This window comes from Edwardsiella hoshinae NBRC 105699 = ATCC 33379 (assembly GCF_000474215.1).
GTDB lineage: Bacteria > Pseudomonadota > Gammaproteobacteria > Enterobacterales > Enterobacteriaceae > Edwardsiella > Edwardsiella hoshinae.
Genome location: NZ_BAUC01000001.1, coordinates 35021 through 56863 on the forward strand (window position 1 = coordinate 35021; position 21843 = coordinate 56863).

The following is a 21843-nucleotide window of genomic DNA, read 5'->3' on the forward strand; positions in this document are numbered from 1 at the left end:
GTCTCCGCCACCCTGTTGTTAGCACGCGCGATGCCGTAGGCATCGTAGGTTAATCTTACTGATATGGAGCCCTACCGATGAAACCCGTGATCTACACCACTCTACTCATGTTGGGCCTCAGCAGCGTAAGCTGGGCCAGCGACACCGTGGATATCCATCAACAGGTGGATAACGCCCAATCGGCGGCGCATCAGCGCCTCTCATCCGCCCCTAAACCGCCTGCGCCCGCGCTGGGGCACGCAATTACCGCCCTGGATGAACATCAGCGCGCCATGATCGCCCATCAGGCGATGGATAACGGCAGCGCCAGCGCACATCAACAGATCATCCAGTATCATAAAAGGCGGCATGACGCCGAAACGCAGCGATGTGGCGAGTAAGCGCGCGAGACGCGCGGGTCTCTCACACCCCCGCGCGTCGACCTCAGCGCCCGGTATCGACCGGGCGCGAGCATGGGGTGTTACTCCCACTCCGGCCGTAACCCAGGCGGTGTTGCCGAGCGGTAGTAGGCGTCCGCCTCGGCGAAACGCCGCTGTACCGCCGCCGACGGCGCACGATCTAACAGGCTAACCAGCACGATCCCCACGCCCGCAAAGAGGAAACCGGGGATAATCTCATACAGTCCCAACCAAGCATACTGCTTCCAGACGATCACCGTAAGGGCGCCGATAATCATCCCGGCCAGTGCCCCGTTTCGGGTCATGCGCCACCAGAGCACCGAACAGATCACCACCGGCCCGAAGGCCGCCCCGAAACCGGCCCAGGCATAGCTCACCAACCCCAGCACCCGGTTTTCTGGGTTAGCCGCCAACGCGATGGCAACCAGCGCCACCAGCAACACCATCGCCCGCCCGACCCATACCAGCTCCTGCTGTCCGGCCTGCTTACGCAAAAAGGCCTTATACAGATCCTCGGTAATCGCGCTGGAGCACACTAACAGCTGACAGCTTAAAGTCGACATTACCGCCGCCAAAATCGCCGACAGCAAAATGCCGGCGATCCATGGGTTAAACAACCACTGCGCCAACGCGATAAAGACCCGCTCGGCATTACGATCTACCTCGGCGGCCAGCGCAGGATGGTTATCGAAGTAGGCGATGCCGAAGAAACCGACGGCGACTGCGCCAAGCAAACAGAGGATCATCCAGGTCATACCGATACGCCGCGCATTGACCAGGCTATAGTGCGAGTCGGCCGCCATAAAACGCGCCAGGATATGGGGCTGGCCAAAGTAACCCAGCCCCCAACCAAGCAACGAAAGGATGGCGACCCAATCCAGCCCCTTCAGCATATCGACGTTCTCGATGCTTTTCTGCTGGATCACCGCCAGGGCCTCATGGAAACCGCCGACACCGATGATCACCATCACCGGCGTCAGGATCAGGGCGAAGATCATCAGACTCGCCTGCACCGTGTCGGTCCAACTGACCGCCAGGAAACCGCCGATGAAGGTATAGATGATGGTTGCCGCCGCGCCGGCCCATAGCGCCGTCGGGTAACTCATGCCGAAGGTACTCTCAAACAGACGCGCACCGGCCACGATCCCGGAGGCGCAGTAGATGGTGAAAAAGAGCAGGATCACCAGGGCGGAGATGATGCGCAACAGGCGGCTGTTATCGGCGAAACGGGCGGTAAAGTAATCCGGCAGCGTCAACGCATTATTATTCGCCTCGGTATGTACCCGCAGGCGTCCGGCTACCAGCCGCCAGTTCAACCACGCCCCGAGCGCCAGACCGATGGCGATCCAACTCTCCGAGATGCCGGCGATGAATACCGCGCCGGGCAGTCCCATCAGCAACCACCCGCTCATATCTGAGGCACCAGCCGATAGCGCCGTGACGAAGGGGCCGAGGCTACGTCCACCGAGAATGTAGTCGTCGAAATTCTTGGTCGAGCGCCACGCCAAAAAGCCGATCAGGATCATGCCCAAGATGTAGATACAAAATGTCACCAACATGGGTGTGCTCATTACCATACCCGCTCTCCCTGGAGTCTCGTCTGGCCCATCGGCGCCGCTATGGATAGCGCCGCCACGGCCTACTCAGCGCACCATTTCCGTCCGGTCTGCGCACCGTGAGTTGCTAGCGCCCAATCGTCACACTCAACCATTAAGCAACATACCATTTACATAAAAACACGGTAATGCAGAGCAAAAAGTGAAGGTAAACCGGACTAGATCACATTTATCTCGGTTGCACTTTTTTATTTTGGGATTGCGCGCACGGAAAATCGCCACAAATTATTATCCACAGTTTCTATAATGACATTATTTCCATAGAAAATTTCATTTTCAAACTTGCAAGCCAGGTCGCACTTAACAAGGTTGCACAAAGTTGCAACATGATGGATATTTTTGTGAAACAACTTGGCGTAATAAACCATCCACGCCGAATGATGGCTCCGATCCCGCTACCCCGCGTTAACGGCGGCCTATCCCGCAAACACTGACGCGAGGCCCCCGCCCCTGCGGTCGGCTTCCCGCATGTGATGAACACGCCAGACTGAGCGAAAAGGAGTGAATGAGATGGCAACGACCACCCTGGGAGTCAAACTCGATGACGCCGCCCGCGAACGTATCAAGGAGGCAGCCAAGCAGATTGACCGTACGCCGCACTGGCTGATTAAGCAGGCCATCTTCAGCTATTTGGATCGTCTGGAACAGGGTGAAGCGCCAGCGGAACTCCCAACAACCGGTCTCGAGCCCTTGCCGTCAGCAGAGACGACGACGGCAGCGCCGGAGACGTCTCAACCTTTCCTGAGCTTCGCCGAGCAGATCCTGCCGCAGTCGGTGTTGCGGGCCAATATCACCGCCGCCTACCGCCGTGCAGAAACTGATGCCGTACCGATGCTGCTCGAACAAGCCCGGCTACCGAGCCCGCTCGCCGAGCGGGCCTATCACCTGGCCTACCGCCTCGCGCAGCAATTGCGTGATCAGAAGGAGATTGGCGGACGGGCGGGGATGGTACAGAGCCTACTGCAAGAGTTCTCTCTCTCCTCACAGGAGGGCGTTGCGTTGATGTGCCTGGCCGAGGCGCTGTTGCGCATCCCCGATAAGGCGACGCGTGATGCGTTGATCCGCGACAAGATCAGCGGCGGGAACTGGCAGGCCCACCTCGGCCGTAGCCCGTCACTCTTTGTCAACGCTGCCACCTGGGGGCTCCTATTTACCGGCAAGTTGGTCGCCACGCATAACGAGACCCATCTCACCCACGCCCTGAGTCGCATCATCGGCAAGAGCGGCGAGCCGCTGATCCGCAAGGGCGTCGACATGGCGATGCGCCTGATGGGCGAACAGTTTGTCACCGGCGAAACCATCGCCGAAGCCTTGGCGAACGCAGAACGCTTAGAAGCCAAAGGCTTTAGTTACTCCTACGACATGCTGGGTGAAGCGGCGCTGACCCACGCCGATGCGCAGACCTACCTGCTCGCCTATCAACAGGCGATCCATGCCATCGGCAAGGCCGCCAATGGGCGGGGCATCTATGAAGGGCCGGGGATCTCAATCAAACTCTCCGCCCTGCACCCGCGCTACTGCCGCGCCCAATATGAGCGCGTGATGAGCGAACTCTATCCCACCCTCAAGTCACTCACCCTGTTGGCACGCCAATATGACATCGCAATCAACATCGACGCCGAGGAAGCCGACCGTCTTGAGCTGTCCCTCGATCTATTGGAGCGCTTGTGCCATGAGCCCGCGTTAGCCGGCTGGAACGGCATCGGCTTTGTGATCCAGGCCTATCAGAAGCGCTGTCCCTGGGTGATCGACTACCTGATCGATCTCGCCACACGCAGCCAACACCGGCTGATGATCCGCCTGGTTAAGGGGGCCTACTGGGACAGCGAAATCAAGCGCGCCCAAGTCGACGGGCTGGAGGGCTACCCGGTTTACACCCGTAAGATCTATACCGACGTCTCCTATCTGGCCTGCGCCAAGAAACTCTTAAGCGTACCTAATCTGATCTACCCGCAGTTCGCCACGCACAATGCCCATACCTTGGCCGCCATCTACCAGATGGCCGGTCAAAACTACTACCCAGGACAATATGAATTCCAGTGTCTGCACGGTATGGGCGAACCGTTGTACCAGCAAGTGGTCGGCAAAGTCGCCGATGGCAAGCTCAATCGCCCCTGCCGCATCTACGCCCCCGTCGGCACCCATGAGACACTCTTGGCCTACCTGGTACGCCGCCTACTGGAGAATGGCGCCAACACCTCCTTCGTCAACCGCATCGCCGATGCCAGCTTGCCATTAGACGAGTTGGTTGCCGATCCGGTCGCCGCCGTAGATGCACTAACGGCGCAAGAGGGGCGTCCCGGGCTTCCCCATCCGAAGATCCCGTTACCCCGCGATCTGTATGCGCCGGAAAGGGTTAACGCCGCGGGGCTGGATCTGAGCAATGAGCAGCGCCTCGCATCGCTCTCCTGCGCCCTACTGAACGTGGCCCATCAGCGGCTCGTAGCATTGCCACTGTTGGAGCAGCCTTGCAGCGAAGGCGAGCTGCGTCCCCTGCCGAACCCCGCCGATACGAGCGACATCGTCGGCTATACCCGCGATGCCAGCGAGCAGGAGGTTGAACAGGCCTTAGCGAATGCACAACGTCATACCCCTATCTGGAGTGCCACACCGCCACAGGTGCGCGCCGCCATCCTAGAGCGCGCCGCCACCCTGATGGAGCGCCAGATGCCGACGCTGATGGGAATTCTGATCCGAGAGGCGGGTAAGACCTTCGCCAACGCCATCGCCGAAGTCCGTGAGGCCGTCGACTTTCTCAACTACTATGCCGCACACATCCGCGCCAACTTCGATAACCAGACTCATCGCCCCTTGGGATGCGTCGTCTGTATCAGCCCATGGAACTTTCCGCTGGCTATCTTTACCGGCCAGATCGCCGCGGCATTGGCCGCCGGTAACAGTGTACTGGCCAAGCCCGCCGAACAAACACCACTGATCGCCGCCCAGGCCATCGCCATCCTACGTCAGGCTGGCGTTCCGGCCGGCGTGGTGCAACTCCTTCCGGGACGCGGTGAAACCGTGGGTAGCCAGTTAGTCCACGATCCGCGAGTGCGCGGCGTCATGTTTACCGGATCGACGGCGGTCGCCAAGTTATTACAACGCGCTATTGCCGATCGCCTCGATGCGCAGGGGCGGCCAATACCGCTCATCGCCGAAACCGGCGGCATCAATGCGATGATCGTCGATTCATCGGCGCTCACCGAGCAGGTCGTAAGTGACGTTGTCACCTCTGCGTTCGACAGCGCCGGGCAGCGCTGCTCGGCGTTGCGCATTCTCTGCCTGCAAGCGGAGATCGCCGACCCTACCCTGACCATGCTGCGCGGTGCCATGGCCGAATACCGCCAGGGCAACCCGGAGCGCTTAAGCTGCGACATCGGCCCACTGATCGACGCCGAGGCGCAGGCCGGTATCGAGCAACATATTCATGCCATGCAGGCCAAGGGGTACCCGGTATTCCAGGCGGTATATCACTCGCATGACGATACTCCGCCTCGCACCCAAGGTACCTTCGTGCCGCCCACGCTGATCGAGTTGGATAGCCTCAGCGCATTGCAGCAGGAGATCTTCGGCCCGGTACTGCATGTGGTGCGCTACCGCCGCGAGCAGTTGGATACCTTGCTGGCCCAGATCAACGCCTCAGGCTATGGTCTGACCCTCGGGGTGCATTCGCGTATCGACGAGACCATTGCCCACGTCAGCACGCATGCCCACGTCGGCAATATCTACGTCAACCGTAACATCGTCGGCGCCGTCGTCGGCGTGCAACCCTTCGGCGGCCAGGGCTTATCCGGGACCGGCCCCAAGGCGGGTGGACCGCTGTATCTCTACCGTCTCCTGGCCCGCAGCCCAGAAAACGTGTTGGCCTCCACCGCGCCCCCCGCCACGGCGCAACCGGACGACGACCTGGGCGTACTACCGTCGCCATTGCAAGCCCTGAGCGACTGGGCGGCCGATCGCCCGGCGCTGCAAACCCTCTGTCGGCGCTACGCCGATCAGTGCCAGAGCGCCCCTCGCCTGCTGAGCGGGCCGACCGGTGAACGCAACACTCTGATCTTCGTCCCACGTGAGCGGGTGTTGTGTATGGCGAGCAACGAGGGCGACGCGCTGATCCAACTGGCTGCGGCCATGGCGGTCGGCTGCCAGGTCGTATGGCCAGACACGCCGCTGCATAACGCGCTACAGCGAGATCTCCCGCCGACGGTAGCCGCACGCATCACGCTAAGCGCAGCGGATACACTGATGGCACAGCCATTCGACGCGGCGATCTACCATGGCGACAGCGATCAACTGCGTACCCTCAACAGGCAGATCGCCGAGCGCAGTGGCGCCATCGTCTCGCTGCAAGGCTGGGCCCACGGTGATACCCAGCTGCGGCTGGAACTACTGTTTCATGAACGTGCCTTGAGTATCAATACCGCGGCGGCTGGCGGCAACGCCAGCCTGATGACCCTGAGTTAACCCCACCTCGCGCTCCATCTTGGCGCGCCTCCCTGGCCGACGTCGCTAACGCTGGCGTCGGGCGAGCGGCACGCTGTTATACCCGCCGCCTCCCTAGCGCTCCCGCTCACGCTAGCGCTACCCCCTCAGCCGGTGATCCTTCCCCCATGAGACGCCTTTAGGCCGCGCCTCACGGATGACATTCCGTCCCCACGCGACCTGACCGTACACGTAAAAAAATACCGCTCCCATCCGGTGAGCGGTATTTTTGTCTTAGCTCGTCGCGTCACACCGAAGCGGAACGCGCGCGCATTACTTCAGGTACTGGCCGCTACGCAGCGCATCGATGCGCTTATCCAACGGCGGGTGCGATAGGAACAGCTCGCTGAAGGAGCGGTTGCTGCGCCCATTGATACAGAACGCCATCATGCTACCGGCCTCCTGCGGCTCATAGCTGGTCTTCAGGCGTTGCAACGCCGCAATCATCTTCTCACGACCGACCAACTTAGCAGAGCCGGCATCGGCGCGAAACTCACGGTAACGCGAGAACCACATGGTGATGATGCTGGCCAGGATACCGAACACCAACTCCAACACCATCGAGACCGCAAAGTAAATCATCGGGTTGCCGCTGCTCTCGCCCTCTCCTTCATCGCGGTTACCGGAAAGGAAGCCCGCCGCCACTTGAGCGATCAGGCGGGAGATGAAGATCACGAAGGTGTTCACCACCCCCTGCACCAGCGTCATGGTCACCATGTCACCGTTGGCGACGTGGCTGATCTCATGCGCCAGCACCGCCTCGGCTTCGTCGCGGCTCATGCTCTGCAACAGGCCGGTACTCACCGCCACCAATGACGCATCACGCCGCGCGCCAGTCGCGAACGCATTGATATCCGGCGCTTGGTAGATAGCCACCTGCGGCATGCCGATCCCCGCCTGCTGAGCCTGGCGGCGTACCGTCTCCACCAACCAGCGCTCGGTTTCATTACGCGGCTGTTCAATCACCTCGCCCCCAACGGAGCGCAGCGCCATCCATTTAGACATTAGCAGCGAGACAATAGAGCCGCCGAAGCCAAATAGCAGCGCCATGATCATCAGCCCCTGCACACTGCTGGACTGAATGCCTGTCAGGCTCAGTACCAGACCAAACACCAGCATCACTGCCAGGTTAGTCAACAGGAACAAAGCAATACGCATCATATCGTTGTCAATCCTCTCAAACATCTCGCCCCATGCGATGATCAGATGGTAAGGCCATCTGCGCCGGTTTCAAGGGCTGTGGCACGATAAGACGGCAAAGAAACAAAACTTTACATTTTCGCCACCTTCGGCGGTTACTTTTTACACGTCATCTGAAAAAATCAACGAGTTGCCCGCCGACTTGGCGGGCAAGATCAGGAAAGTTTTGTAACAAATCGCCGGTGCTACGTTCGTTTACCCGCCCAGACCACCATCACCCGATCCTGTCCATCGTCACGGATAAAGGCATACCCTTGCGGCCAAGGTACGGTGATCTGGCGTCCTTTACCGATGGCCGGATGACGAGCGCGGAACTGGCCGAGCTTCTGCCAATGCGCCAACGTAGCCGCCTCTTTGCCCGCCAGCGCCGCCCAGTTCATGTCCGAACGGGTTCCCTGCAACGGATCCGAGCCGCTCGGCCCTAACGGGCGCTCAGACTCATCACCATAGAAGATTTGTACCGCGCCTGGTGCCAGCAACAGCAATTCGGCGGCCCGGCTGCCGGCAGTGCGGAAGAGACGGGTGTCATGGGACGACAGGTAGCTAAGGACGTTGAAGGTTTGCAGCTTCTGCGCCATCTGCCGCCAAAGCGGATCGATAGTAGACAGACAATCCGCCGCCTGCTCGGCGTGATCCTGATAGTCAAAGTTGATCATCGCATCGAAACCGTGCCGATAGTAATCGCTGTACATCACCCCGTGCCCCCAGGCCTCGCCCGTCATCCAGAAAGGAGCATCATCCAACGCCTGCTGCGGATGGGCCTGTTTCCACGCTGCCAACGCGGCACTGGCCTGTGTCTTCAACTGCTGCCACGCCGCCGGCTCGACATGCTTCGCCGTGTCGACACGGAAACCATCGATGCCATACTCGCGTACCCATTGGCTAAGCCAATGGGTCAAGTAATCTCGCGGAGTATAACCGGGAATGGCCACGGCGCGCGTATCAGGCTTATTGCGGTAGAAGTTCGGCAAGCCGACCGCCTGCGTCGACTCGGTCTTCACATCCGGCAGGAAGGAGAGCGACATCGTGAAATCATTGAAACCGGGATTATCGTAGTCGCCGATATCGCTACGTACCCAGCCCTTGCCCCACCAACGCTCCCAGGCGGCACTGTCGCCAAAATCGATGTAATCGTTAAAGCTATGCCAAGTCTGGCCAGGGCCCGGCTTCCAATCCCCCCAGTGCCGCCCCAAGGTCTGCTGTACAGCCGCCCCCTTGAGGTACAGCGCGCCGAAGTGATACTGCTGCATATCGGCCAAGGTGGCGTAACCGGTATGATTCATCACCACATCAAACAGTACCCGGATGCCACGCCGATGCGCGCCCTCTACCAGGGCACGCAGATCCTGTTCGTCGCCCATGTTGGCATCCAAACGCGTCCAGTCCAAAGGGTAATAGCCGTGATAAGCGTAGTGCGGGAAGTCGCCTTTAGCACCGCCGCCAACCCAACCGTGGATCTGCTCCAGCGGCGAACTGATCCACAGCGCATTGACGCCTAAGCGTTGAAGATAGTCGAGCTTGGCGGTCAAGCCGCGCAAGTCACCGCCATGAAAGGTACCGATCTCCTGCATGCCATCTTTATGCCGACCATAGCTATTATCGTTGCTCGGGTCCCCGTTGGCGAAGCGGTCGACCAACACGAAATAGACCGTTGCATTATGCCAGTCGAAGGCCGCCGGCCCATGAGTCTTGGCCGATTCGAGCAATAGCAAGCCGTTGCTGCCCTCCGCCGGCTGCAAGGTGATCGTTCCTTGACTGACGCGCGCGATCTGGCCGCTGTAAAAATCGCGTACCAACGTCCCATCGGCAAAGGCGCTTGCCACCGGCACCGTCACCGCGTCCCCCGTCCAACGCGGACAACGCCGCGGCGTCACGCGCGTCTCCGCCTGTGATTGTACTGACAGGGTCAGTGTCGGCGTACCGGAGCGCAGATCGATACGCGCCTGATACACCCCGGCGCGGTAACGATGCCAGTCCGGTGCCTCTCCCTGACAAGGCGCCAACGAGAGTGTCTGATTGAGGCGGATCGCCGTGCTGGGCTGCCAACACTGTTCGCCCTGATACAGGCGCAGTGCGGCATGCCCCTTATCCAGGGCGTGACTGGCGCTGAACACCCCCTCCCCTGAAGCAGTAAAGTGGGAAAAGTCGGGGGAGTGCCAGTCGGCCCACACCACCCCGGGGAGCAATAATGCACAGAGGAAGGGATATTTCATCGTCGGCTCCTGTAACAGGGATTCGCTACAGTGTGCCAGTCGCCGCCCACGCTGTGCTCCTCCCTGTGTGGGGAGGACGACGGGGGTGGAGAGGAGAGCGGACACTCCCAACTTTACCGCCAGCCGCCCGACGGATGGGCGAGCACAAGGTCGAACTCGCCACCCGGCGAGAAAACGAAACGCCAATGAGGCGTCGTTTACTGGTTGTCAGCGCCCTGGCCCCATCAGACGGTCATGCGCGCCGACTCGGCACGAAGAGGAAAACCGACAGCGCTACTGCGCCATGCGTCGCCGCGCATAAGTAGGCGGTGGGCGGCGCGCGACGATCTGGGTGACGGTGCTCACTTACCTGGATAATCGTGGTTAATCCAGGCGTGATCCGCCTCCCAGCTAAACCTCCAGCGCCGCACCGGTCCGGCCATGACGTTAAGGTAATAGCTATCGTAACCCGCCATCGTCGCCACCGGGTGATACCCTCGCGGAACCATCACCACGTCGCGGTTGTACACCGCCATGCACTCATCAAGCGATCGATCGTCGGTATACACCCGCTGCATGCAGAAGCCCTGCGTGGGATTGAGGCGATGGTAGTAGATCTCCTCCAGGTAGCTTTCCTGCGGCGGGTTATCGCTATCATGCTTATGGCTGGGATACGAACTGCTACAGCCCTCTTGCGTCCACACCTCCACCACCAACAGAGTGTCGGCGGGCTTATCCTGCGGCAGAATATGGTGCACATAGCGCTGGTTATTTCCCTTACCACGCGCTTCGGCCGCGATATCCTGTGGCGTGATAAGCCGGGTTGGCCAATTACCGTGCCCTGGGGCGGTGCACACCGCCAGTTCTAGCCGAGTCATAGCCTGTATCTGTATGGCTTCGCCTGGCGTTACGTATACCGCCCACGGTTTTTTCCGCTCAAACGGGCTCATGCGTTCGCCGATCTCGGCGAAGCACGCACTCGACGTATTGATGCTGGCACGCCCGGCCACCAGTACCAGACAGCGCTCCTCGCTGAGCGCGGGCAGTGTTAACGTCTGCCCTGGGTTTAATTCATACGCGGCAAAGCCGACATAACGCCAGCCCGCGCGCGCCGGGGTAATGGCCTGGATACACCCCTGTGCGTCCGGCGGTCGCCGACGCGAGAGTAAACGCGACATATCCCCTCCTTAGATAAGCCCGGCCTCCCGCGCCAGACGGCTCAGGTTGTTATACCCTAGACAGGCATAGGTCAGCGGATGGGCGACAGCCGGATCCTGCTCGGCCTCGACCACCAGCCACCCTTGATATTGGCACGCCTTCAGTAGCGTCATGAGCGAGGCGAAATCGACACAACCATCGCCCGGCACGGTAAACACTCCGCTCAGTACGGCATCGAGGAAGCTGGTTTTACGGTTTTTCACCTGCGCCAGCACATCGGCGCGCACATCTTTGCAATGGACGTGATTAATGCGCGTCGCCCAACGCTGGGCAACCGACAACGGATTGGCCCCCGCAAAGGTCAAATGGCCGGTATCCAGCAGTAATCCTACCTCATCGCCGCTATGGCGCATCAGGTTATCCACATCCTCGGCGGACTCAATCACCGTCCCCATATGGTGATGGTAGGCAATCTGCACCCCTTGCCGCTGGGTATAACGGGCAAAGGCGGTCAGCTTCTCGCCATACTCCGTCCAGCGCGGCGCTGGGAAATGTGGACGCCGATGCACCGGCGTCCGCCGATCACCGTGGATACAGTGCGTCACCTCGGCAAACACCATCACCGTCGCCCCCAGCTCGCGCAGCAGCGTCAGGTGCGGCTGTACGGCGGCAATCTCCTCTTCCACGCTGCGCTCCAGCAGGCGTCCGGAGTACCAACCGGACACCAGCTGCAAATCGTGACGTTGCAGGATCGGGCCGAGCCGTTGCGCGTCGCGCGGAAATTTATTCCCCAGCTCAAAACCGGCGAACCCGGCCGCTTTACCCTCGCTCAAGCAGGTTTCAAGCGGCGTTTCCGCGCCGAGAGACGGAAGATCGTCGTTAGTCCATGTCAACGGGTTAATACCTAATTGCACAGCCATCATCTCCTCCTGAATCATGTTTGCCCGCGCTCACGCCACCAGGCGATAAGCTGCAAGTAGTTATCCCGAATGCGCGCCACCAACTGCGCATCGTCAATCTCCTGCTTCAACCACGCACGAGCGACATCGCCGAACAGCGTGCGCCCCACGGCAAACCCTTTCACCAACGCGTGAGCGGCGGCCGCGTTAAACCCGGCGCGCAACTGTTGCGCCGGAACATCGAGGCCAAGGATAAGGACACCGCGACAATGCGCATCACGTCTTTCAATGATGGCGCTCAGTGCCGACCATCCCGCGGATGAGAGCGGCGGGAGCTTCCACCAGTCGGGATACACGCCTAGATTGTAAAAACGGGAAATCGCCCGCAGATAGAGTGTGTCATTGTGTGGCATCTCGGCGGGTAAAATCAGCTCCAACAACAGCTCATGCCCTGATTGACAACAGGCGCGATAGACCTCCGCCACCTTCTGCTCCTGCGCGAGGCGCAGATCGTGGGCATCTTCCGGATGATAGAGAACCAAACACTTCACCACCTGCTCCTGCGGCCAACTGATGAGCTGGGTACCAATGTTACCGTGCTCCATCTCCAGCGGCCGCGATCCCGGCAACTCGATAGGTCGCCCAATCCACCAGCCCGCACCGGTTATGGCATTCAGCGTATCCAGGCCAAAGGTGCCGTCGCACAGCACCCCGGCCTTCCCCTCCAGCCCGGCACACGAAGCGGCTTCGCGGGCGGCCTGTAAGATCAGGTTTTTCAGCGGCGCTATGCGCATCAGGCTGGCGCCGCATTGCCGCGCCATCTCCTCAAACTGGCTACGGTGGTCAAACGCCATCACGCACAGCTCAGGCCACGCGCGGCGGCGGGTAGTCACCCGGTGCAAATGGCTAAGGCGCAGGTCAAGATCCGGGCGCGGCACGTCCCGTTCGCGAGCCAGGTAATCATCAAGCTCGATTTTGCTCGGCATGGCGGGGGCGCAACCGTGACGCGCAACCACCAGTGCCCCGCAGGCATTGGCATAGCGGCAGCTCTGCTCCCAGCCTTCATCGTTGAGGTAGCCGCGCAGCAGACCGGACATAAACGCATCTCCGGCGCCCAATACGTTGAGCACCGCAACCCGTACGCCGGTAACGGTCAGGCCGTCATCAAGCCGGGATGGAATCGCATCGCGATACACCGAGCAACCCAGTGCGCCGCGCTTGCACACCAGCGTCGCCGGGCTGACGCGCCTCACCAGCGTCAGCGCCTGTAACGTGTCAAGACTGCCGCCCGCGATGTGGAACTCCTCCTCGGTGCCGACGATAACGTCGAACAGGTGCAGCACCTCCTGTAGCTCACGGCTCACCCGCTCGGCGGCGATAAACCGTGTTTCGCCGTCACCCAGCGAGGTCAATCCCCAGAGCACCGGTCGGTAGTCGATATCCAGCACCGTACGCACACCGTGACGACGGGCGTAACCCAGCGCCGTCAGTACTGCCTCGCGGGTTTGCGGATGCGACAGGTGCGTACCGGTAATCGCCAAGCAGCGGGACGAGGCAATGTAGGCTTCATCCACATCATCGGGGGTAATCGCCATGTCGGCGCACTGGTCGCGATAAAAAATCAACGGGAAGGTATCCCGATCCTTAAGCCCGAGCAGCACCAGCGCCGTCAGCCGCGTTTTATCGACAATCAGATGGCTGGTGTCGCAGCCGACCTGGTTAAGCTCCTGACGCAGGAAGCGTCCCATATGCTCATCGCCAACCCGCGCCAGCATCGATGAGCGGAGTCCCTGACGCGCCGTACCGTAGGCGACGTTGCCGGACGAGCCCCCCAGGTATTTGGCGAAACTGGTCACATCCTCCAGCCGAGCGCCGATCTGCTGGCTGTAGAGGTCAACGGCAATCCGCCCCATGCATATCACATCAAACCGCTTTTCCACGTTGAGCCCTCGTTAAACAATGTCACTCACCTTCAGCCAGCGGCCCTCGCGATGAGAGAGGGCGATAGCGTCAAGCACCCGCGACACCTTCCAACCCTGTTCGAAATCCGGCCACATGGGCGCATCGGCAGCGATGCCATCCACCAGGTCGCGAACCTCCACCGTTTTTTGATCATTAAAGCCGATGCCGTGTCCCGGCCCGAGACAGAAGGCGGCATACTCCGGATGGGCGGGCCCGAGCAACAGCGTCCGGAATCCCTGGCGATTCGCCGGATCCGCATGCAGATACAGCTTTAGCTCCGCCATACGCTCTTGACTAAAGCTGAGGGCGCCTTGGGTACCGGTAATGACATACGTCAGCCCCATCTTGCGCCCACAGGCGACGCGCGAGGCCTCGATCACGCCCTGCGCGCCATTGGCGAAGCGCACCAGCGCGTGCGCCTGATCTTCGTTTTCCACCGCCACTCGCAGCGAGGAGCCGGCATGCGCGGGACGCTGCGCGACAACGGTTTTCAGATCGCCGCAGACCTGCTCAATGTCGCCGACCAGATAGTGCGCCATGTTGACGATATGGGCGGCCAAGTCGCCCAGCGCGCCGAGCCCCGCACTCGCCTTCAGGCAATGCCAGTGAATCGGAAGCAACGGGTCGGCCAGATAGTCTTCGTTGTGAGTGCCGTAAAAATGGATCACCTCGCCGATCTCGCCACGAGAGATAATCTCCTGCGCCAATTTGGCTGTCGGGTTCTTCATATAGTTGAAGCCGACCAGCGTTTTCACGCCAGCTCGCTGCGCCGCCTCCACCATTTCCCGGGCATCAACGGCATTGAGCGCCAACGGTTTTTCCGAGTAGACGTGTTTGCCGTGTCGGATCGCCTCCAGCGCCATCGCCTTATGCAACGAGTTCGGCGCACAGATATCCACCACATCGACCAGTGGATCGGCGACCAGTTCACGCCAATCGCCGGTGGCTCGCTTAAAGCCAAAAGCGCGCGCCGCCTCCGCCGCCAATTGCGGCGTGATTTCCGCCACCATTTCACGCACCAATTTGCCACGCAGGTTGAACACCACTGGCGCCTGTGCGTAAGCAATGGCATGCGCCCTGCCGATGTAGCCGCTACCGATTAAGCCAATACGAACCTCTTTCATCATCCGCTCCCTCACAATGCGCCACGACGGCTCTTGGCATAGGTGTCAAAGGCGACCGCCAGTATGATAATTAGCCCGGTAATAATTTGTTGGTAGTAGGCTGACACGTTCATCAGCACCAGACCGTTGATCAGGATGCCCATAATGATCGAGCCGATAATGGTGCCGCCGATGCGGCCATAGCCACCCATCAGCGATGTTCCGCCGATCACCACCGAGGCAATCACCCGTAGCTCAAACGCAATTCCGGCCACCGCCTCGGCACTCCCCAGACGCGCACTGAGGATAAACCCGGCCAGGCCCGCCAGGCAGCCAATCAGCACATAGACGCTCACCAATACGCGTTTGACATTGACCCCCGCCAGGCGCGCGGCCTCCGGGTTACCGCCGATGGCGTATACGAAACGGCCCCAGCGCGTTTTATGCAGCGCCAGATAACCGCCAAGGGCCACCAGCGCGAAGACCCAGATAGGGATCGAGATACCGAATAGCTCGCCACGGCCCCACCAGCGATAGCCAGGATCAAAACCGGCGATCGGCGCACCGTCGTTAATCACCAGCGTCAAGCCGCGCCAAATGGTCATCCCGCCGAGGGTGACGATAAACGGCGGTAGACGTAGACGGGTCACGCCGAGGCCATGCAGAAAACCAATCGCCGTTCCCATTCCCAGGCAGATCCCCAGCCCCACCAGCCAACTCAGGCCACCCCAGGCGTTTGGGTCGACCATGGTGAAGTTATCGCCTTTAATCACATACGCAGCGGTCATCGCGCAAACCGCCAGAATCGAGCCCACGGACAGATCTATCCCGGCAGTCAGGATGACAACGGTCATCCCCACCGCCATGATTCCGTAAATGGATACCTCAGTCAGGATGTTGAAAATATTGCGTTCAGAGAAAAAATTGCTGTTCTGCGACTGGAAGAACATCAGCAACAGGATCATAAAAATCAGCACCCCGAAGCGCTCGAAGAACGCGATGGGATCGAAACGGCCCGAGCGCGTTACCGCCGTCTGTGTTTTAGAGGTCATCTGCGTCATGGGAAACTCCGTTCTGCTGCGTCCAAGGCGTGGTGATTGATGGCCATCATCATCATGAGGCGCTCTTCGCTGGCGTCATCACCGTGAATTTCACCCGTCACCCGTCCTTCGCTAAGGGTCATAATGCGATCGGACACCGCCATCACCTCCGGGAGATCGGACGAAATCACGATCACCGCTACGCCTTGTTTCGCCATATCAAACAACACCTGGTGCACTTCTGACTTGGTGCCGACATCAATACCGCGCGTCGGCTCATCCACGATGAGCAGCCGAGGATTGAGCGCCATGCAGCGCGCGAGAATAACTTTCTGCTGATTACCGCCGGAAAGCTTGCGCACCGCCTGATCGCTGTTCACCATTTTGATCTGCAACGCCTGACGGTAAGTGGCAATCAACGCATCCTCTTTGCGTCTATTCACGAAATACCCCCAGCGCAGCAGCGAGGAGAGACAGGAGAGCGACAGGTTGGCGCGGATAGACAGTCCCAGTACCGCCCCCTCTTTTTTGCGGTCTTCCGGTACCAACGCCACCCCCTGAGCGAGGGCATACAGCGGGCTGCGCGGCTGATAGGGCACGCCATCGAGCTCAAACTGACCCGCGCTGAAGCTATCGGCGCCAAACAGGCAACGAGCCACCTCAGTACGCCCGGCGCCGACCAGCCCAGCGATGCCCAGCACCTCGCCGGCGTGCACCTGGAAACTGATGTCATGCAGCGCGATACCGTGTGGATCTAACGGCGGCTTTTCACGGCACAGCCCCTTCACCGCCAGACGAACGGGTTTATCTTCGTGGTGAGTTTCGCTGGGTGGTCGCCGGTTGAAGGCTACGTCGCGCCCGACCATCATGCGGATCAGTTGCTCGACGTTGGAGTCCGCCACCGCGCCGCTGCCGCTAAAGCGGCCATCTTGCAACACGGTGAATTTGTCGCAGAGCTGGAATACCTCGTGCAGACGGTGGGTGACATAAATAATGCTCACGCTGCGCGCCTTGAGCTCCCGCACCACCCGGTGTAGGCTCTCCACTTCGCTATCGCTCAGCGCCGCCGATGGTTCGTCCATAATGATCAGCTTGGCATTCAACGTCAGCGCGCGGGCGATCTCTACCATTTGCTGCTGCGCCACGCTTAGGCGCGCCACTGGCGTCGTCGGCGCGACGTGCAGTTGCAAGTAATTGAGAACCTCCTGCGCCGCCTGATTGAGTGCCTTTTCATCGACGATAAAACGGCGTTTACGCGGTTCGCGGCCAAGAAACATATTTTCCGCGATGGTCATATTGGGCAGCAGGTTAAATTCCTGATAGATGGTAATAATCCCCTTGTTCTGCCGCTCGACCGGTGAATCCGCCTGCGATAGTAGAGCGCCGTTAAACCAGATTTCGCCGCTCGTCTGCGGCTGCGCACCGGCCAACGCCTTCAGCAGCGTGGATTTCCCCGCTCCGTTTTCTCCCAGCAACGCATGGATCTCACCCATGCCAACGCTCAGTTGCGCGTTGCTCAATGCCCAGACGCCGGAGAAGCTTTTCGTCAAATGGCTGACGTTGAGTAAAGGTTGCGACATCGACCGCTCCTCTTTGTTCATCGTGGGCCGCCACCGCCGCGCTGGCCCTGGGGAGATCAGTGACCGGCCTCATCAATACGTTCGGCCTGCTGTAAGTTTTCCTGGGTGATCAGCGTTGGCGGATAGTCTGCGCCAACGATCGCGCGCGACTCACGCACCTTGGCAACCAGTTGGCTCATTGCCGTCTGAACCGCATAACCCGGACGCTGATCGGCCGTCACCGCCATCCAGCCGTCGCGCACCCGCGCCAAGGCCTCCGGCACCGCGTCAAAACCGGTTACGAGCACCTCTCCCGGGGTGAATCCCTGACTCTGTAGCGCCTCGATCGCGCCTAAGGCCATATCATCGTTGGCCGCCAGGATCACCTGCGGACGCTGGGGCAATGAGGGCAGGACACTCTCGACAATGCGCATTCCTTCGGAACGCATCCAGTTACCACTTTGATCAGCGACGATCTTGTACTTATCTCCCCCCGCCTTCAGGCTGTCGCGGATACCTTTACTCCGCTCGATGTTGGAAGAAGAGCCTGGCTGGCCAGTTAACAGAATAATCTGCGCACCGTCAGGGAATTGACGCTTAACAAAGTCGCCGATGGCCTGGCCGCCCTTATAATTATTGGCACCGAAGTGCGGTACCTTACGCTGGCTGTTGACAGAACGATCGAGGGTCACTACCGGCAACGTGGCTCGCTGGATCTCATCCACGGCACTGGCGACGGCGTTAACATCATTAGGCGAAACAATAAACCCCTGTGCGCCACGGGTGATGGCGTTTTCAAGATCCGCCACCTGTTTTGGCGAACTGCCCTGCCCATCCAGCACTTGCAATTGTATGCCCATCGTTTTGGCCGCTTTTAGCGCCGTGCGTTGCATGTGCACTTCAAACGGCATCGCCAGGTTTGGCGTGCTGAAAACGATCTGCTCGTTCTCGGCCCAGGCGGCTCCGGATGTCACGGCGATGAGGGTGGCAAAGATCAGCTTTTTCATGGTTATGTCTCTCTGTCGGGGGGATCACACGGCTTAGAGGAGGACCGTTCGCTGGCTGAGTAGCGATTCCAGCGCTTTATCCGCCAGATACAGCGCCCGTTCACCATCATCACCGCTGCATTCAGGAGCCACCTCGCCGCGCAGAACGGCAACAAAGTGCGCCCACTCCGCGGCGTAGGCCAGACCGTAGCGCTGCAAGAAAAAGTGTTCAGGCAGCGCGTGGGTCGCGCCGTTTGGACCATAGTGCTGCACCTGGTTTTCCAGAATATTGCCCACGCAGAGCAGCCCTTCGGAGCCGTGCAGCTCAAGACGCTGATCGTAGCCATAGGCTGAGCGGCGACTGTTGACGATGGTCGCCAGCGCGCCGGAGGCGTACTTAAGCACGATAAAAGCGGTATCGATATCGCCCGCCTCGCCAATGGCCGGGTCAATCAGATTGCTGCCCTGGGCGTACAGCGATACCGGCTCTTCCCCCATGATAAAGCGCGCCATATCGAAATCGTGGATGGTCATATCGCGAAACAGGCCACCGGACACCCGCACATACTCCAGCGAGGGCGGCGCGGGATCGCGGGAGATAATCATCAGCGATTCCGGCGTACCAACGCGCCCGGCCAACAGCGCATGTTTAACCTGACGGAACTGTGGATCGAAACGGCGGTTAAAGCCGATAAACAGTGGCACGTCATACTGCGTGACTACCCTCAAGCAGTCACGCACCCGCGCCAAATCCAGATGAATCGGTTTTTCGCAGAAGATGGCTTTGCCATGACGAGCGGCCTGCTCAATCAGATCGGCGTGGGTGTCGGTCGCGGAGGCGATCAGTACCGCGTGCACGTTAGGGTCGGTCATCGCCTCGTCGAGGCTCTGCTGGCGGGCCTGGTACTGCGTGGCCAGGCGCGCGGCGCATTCATGGAGGGGATCGACGACGGACCAGAGTCTAGTCTCTGGGTGACGAGCGATGTTAGCGGCATGTAGCTGACCGATACGGCCAGCGCCCAGTAAAGCGATGTTAAACATAGCGGCTCCTGGTACGAGTAACTACGGTGAACGAACACCCATAAATAGAACATTAATTTCATTTTCATTAAAAGTGAAAGTTATATTTTTGCGCCAGAGATAACACTTTTGCAAAAATCAGGATGATATGTGTTATCAACATCACAACATTTAGTGCATATTGTGGGACGTAAAGAGGAGAATGGCGCCAACGATAGCTGTTTGCTCCCACGCACTGTTGGCCGTGGGAGTGAAACAAAAGAGAAAAATGGAATAAGAATTTCGCGGTAATGGTAAACTCAATACTGTCGCGCGTTTTGCAACTGAGCCCGCGTCTGCTGCGCGGCGTCACGCACCGCCGGCGATGTCGCAACCTGCGCATCACCGGTACGCCACCAGGCGGCGTAGTCGTGCGACATGGTCTTCGGCAGTACCTTGATATCAAGCAGCGTCGGTCCGGGATACCCCCGAGACGCCATCAATGCAGTCAGCAGACTTTGCTCGTCATGCACCCGCCACGCACGACAGCCGTAGCTTTCGGCGTTCTGCGCGAAATCTACTGTCACCAGTGGACCGTCCAGTCGCCCGGTAAGCGGATTGCGCTGACGGTTTTCGGTGGCGAGGCTGTCCATGCCGTGTCCCATCTGCAAGTTATTGATGCAGCCAAACCCGGCGTTATCAAACAGCAGTACGGTGATGTTGATCCCCTCTTGCACCGCCGTTTGCAGCTCGGAGTGCAACATCATGTACGATCCGTCGCCCACCATGGCATAGACCGGCTGCTGCGGCATGGCAAGCTTCACGCCAACAGCGGCGGCAATCTCATACCCCATGCAGGAGTAGCCATATTCCAGATGGTAGCTGTCGGGCGTCTTCACCTGCCACAGCCGTTGTAAATCCCCGGGCAGCGATCCTGCGGCCCCCACCACGATGGCATTCTCTTCAATATGCTGGTTGATAAGTCCTAACACCCGCGTCTGAGTCAGATGGCTGCTAAGCGTCTCTGCATATTCCCGCAGTTGTCCGTCGAGATGCCCGGCAATTTCCGGCGCCTCGGCGGGCGACCACGTCCGCGCCCACAGGCGGCGGCATTCATCGCGCCAGGTCGTCATCGCTCGACACAGCTCGTCGCCCCACTGACTACGGTAATCGGCAAGCGCCGTCGTCAACGCCGTAAGCCCGCTACGGGCATCGGCCACCAGCGCCGTGGCGTCAAGCTTTAGCGCGTCGAACTCCGCGACGTTGAGTAGCAGGAAATCCACATCGGGATGGGAAAACAGGGTCTTCGAAGCGGTGGTGAAATCGCTTAGACGCGTGCCGACGCCGATCACCAGATCCGCCTGCGACGCCAGTTGGTTTGCCGCCAATCCGCCAGTCACGCCAATACCGCCGAGATTCAACGGATGATCGCTGGTCAGCGCCCCTTTTCCGGCCTGTGTTTCAGCGAACGGCAGTTGTAGCGTCTCGACGAACGCGCGAAACGCATCGTGCGCGCCCGAGTAACGCACCCCGCCACCGCACACCACCAGCGGCCGACGCTTACGGGAAATCAGCGCCTGAGCCTGCGCCAGACGCTGCCTATCCGGCGGACGCCGCTCAATAATATGCACCCGCTGAGCGAAAAAGCATTGCGGGTAATCCCAAGCCTCCCCCTGCACATCCTGTGGCAGACAAATCGTTACCGCCCCGGTGGCCGCGGGATCGGTAAGGGTGCGCATCGCGTTCAACATCGCACTCATCAGCTGTTCCGGGCGGTTAATCCGATCCCAGTAACGGGAGACCGGACGCAAGCAGTCGTTGGTACTAATACTCAAGTCGTGGTACTGCTCGATTTGCTGTAGTACCGGATCCGGTTGGCGACTGGCGTAGATATCTCCCGGCAATAGCAGCAGCGGAATGCGGTTTGCCGTGGCGGTGGCTGCCGCCGTTACCAGGTTGGCGGCGCCCGGTCCCACCGAGGTGCTGACGGCAAAAATACGTAAGCGCCGATGCTGCTTGGCGAAACCGGTCGCCATGTGCGCCATTCCCTGCTCGTTGCAACCCTGCATGATCTGTAGATGACCGGCATCCTGCGCCAACGCCTGCCCGATACCCAGCACGTTGCCGTGGCCGAAAATCGTCGCGATCCCCGCCACAAAAGGCATCACCTGTCCGTCGACCCAGACATACTGTTGATTCAGGAATCGGACCAGCGCCTGAGCCATGGTCATTCGTTCGGTTTTCATACCCCCTCC

General features: G+C 59.9%; 14 protein-coding genes. 2 read left to right on the forward strand and 12 right to left on the reverse strand.

All coding sequences use genetic code 11. The features are described from left to right. The first annotated feature begins 77 nt into the window (after positions 1–77). Positions 78–380, forward strand: a complete 303-nt coding sequence (locus EHO01S_RS00180; RefSeq protein WP_024522053.1) for a PcoE/SilE family metal-binding protein — start codon at positions 78–80, stop codon at positions 378–380. Between the two features lie 80 nt (positions 381–460). On the opposite strand, the gene putP is transcribed toward EHO01S_RS00180, so the two are convergent. Continuing rightward, positions 461–1975: a sodium/proline symporter PutP gene (putP, locus tag EHO01S_RS00185; RefSeq protein WP_024522054.1), complete on the reverse strand. Its 1515-nt coding sequence runs from the start codon at positions 1973–1975 to the stop codon at positions 461–463. 549 nt (positions 1976–2524) lie between these two features. On the opposite strand from putP, the gene putA reads away from it, so the two are divergent. Beyond that, entirely contained in the window at positions 2525–6472 is a 3948-nt protein-coding gene (gene putA / locus EHO01S_RS00190; RefSeq protein ID WP_024522055.1) for a trifunctional transcriptional regulator/proline dehydrogenase/L-glutamate gamma-semialdehyde dehydrogenase, read from the forward strand. 291 nt (positions 6473–6763) lie between these two features. Here the strand turns inward: putA and htpX are convergent, their stop codons facing one another. The 11 genes from htpX to iolD all read right to left on the reverse strand — a co-directional run bounded on the left by htpX (position 6764) and on the right by iolD (position 21834). Further along, entirely contained in the window at positions 6764–7651 is an 888-nt protein-coding gene (gene htpX / locus EHO01S_RS00195) for a protease HtpX (RefSeq protein ID WP_024522056.1), read from the reverse strand. A 224-nt stretch (positions 7652–7875) separates the two neighbouring features. Then, entirely contained in the window at positions 7876–9903 is a 2028-nt protein-coding gene (locus EHO01S_RS00200) for an alpha-amylase (RefSeq protein ID WP_024522057.1), read from the reverse strand. A gap of 341 nt (positions 9904–10244) precedes the next feature. Beyond that, positions 10245–11060, reverse strand: a complete 816-nt coding sequence (gene iolB / locus EHO01S_RS00205; protein WP_024522058.1) for a 5-deoxy-glucuronate isomerase — start codon at positions 11058–11060, stop codon at positions 10245–10247. 9 nt (positions 11061–11069) lie between these two features. Further along, complete coding sequence (gene iolE / locus EHO01S_RS00210) at positions 11070–11960, reverse strand: myo-inosose-2 dehydratase (protein WP_024522059.1); 891 nt, start codon at positions 11958–11960, stop codon at positions 11070–11072. A 14-nt stretch (positions 11961–11974) separates the two neighbouring features. Then, on the reverse strand, positions 11975–13879 hold the full coding sequence (locus EHO01S_RS00215; protein WP_035370127.1) for a bifunctional 5-dehydro-2-deoxygluconokinase/5-dehydro-2-deoxyphosphogluconate aldolase: 1905 nt from the start codon (positions 13877–13879) through the stop codon (positions 11975–11977). Positions 13880–13891: 12 nt separating this feature from the next. Further along, a complete protein-coding gene (locus EHO01S_RS00220; RefSeq protein ID WP_024522061.1) occupies positions 13892–15025 on the reverse strand; it encodes a Gfo/Idh/MocA family protein in 1134 nt (377 codons plus the stop codon). Positions 15026–15036: 11 nt separating this feature from the next. Further along, positions 15037–16065: an ABC transporter permease gene (locus tag EHO01S_RS00225; protein ID WP_024522062.1), complete on the reverse strand. Its 1029-nt coding sequence runs from the start codon at positions 16063–16065 to the stop codon at positions 15037–15039. Further along, on the reverse strand, positions 16062–17624 hold the full coding sequence (locus EHO01S_RS00230) for a sugar ABC transporter ATP-binding protein (protein ID WP_024522063.1): 1563 nt from the start codon (positions 17622–17624) through the stop codon (positions 16062–16064). The genes EHO01S_RS00225 and EHO01S_RS00230 overlap by 4 nt, the downstream gene beginning before the upstream one ends. 56 nt (positions 17625–17680) lie before the next feature. Next, positions 17681–18610, reverse strand: coding sequence for a substrate-binding domain-containing protein (locus tag EHO01S_RS00235; protein WP_024522064.1), 930 nt, complete (start codon positions 18608–18610; stop codon positions 17681–17683). 33 nt (positions 18611–18643) lie between these two features. Next, on the reverse strand, positions 18644–19630 hold the full coding sequence (gene iolG, locus EHO01S_RS00240; protein ID WP_024522065.1) for an inositol 2-dehydrogenase: 987 nt from the start codon (positions 19628–19630) through the stop codon (positions 18644–18646). Between the two features lie 278 nt (positions 19631–19908). After that, positions 19909–21834 (reverse strand): 3D-(3,5/4)-trihydroxycyclohexane-1,2-dione acylhydrolase (decyclizing), encoded by a 1926-nt coding sequence (gene iolD, locus EHO01S_RS00245; RefSeq protein WP_024522066.1) that lies wholly within the window; start codon positions 21832–21834, stop codon positions 19909–19911. Between the last annotated feature and the right edge of the window lie 9 nt (positions 21835–21843).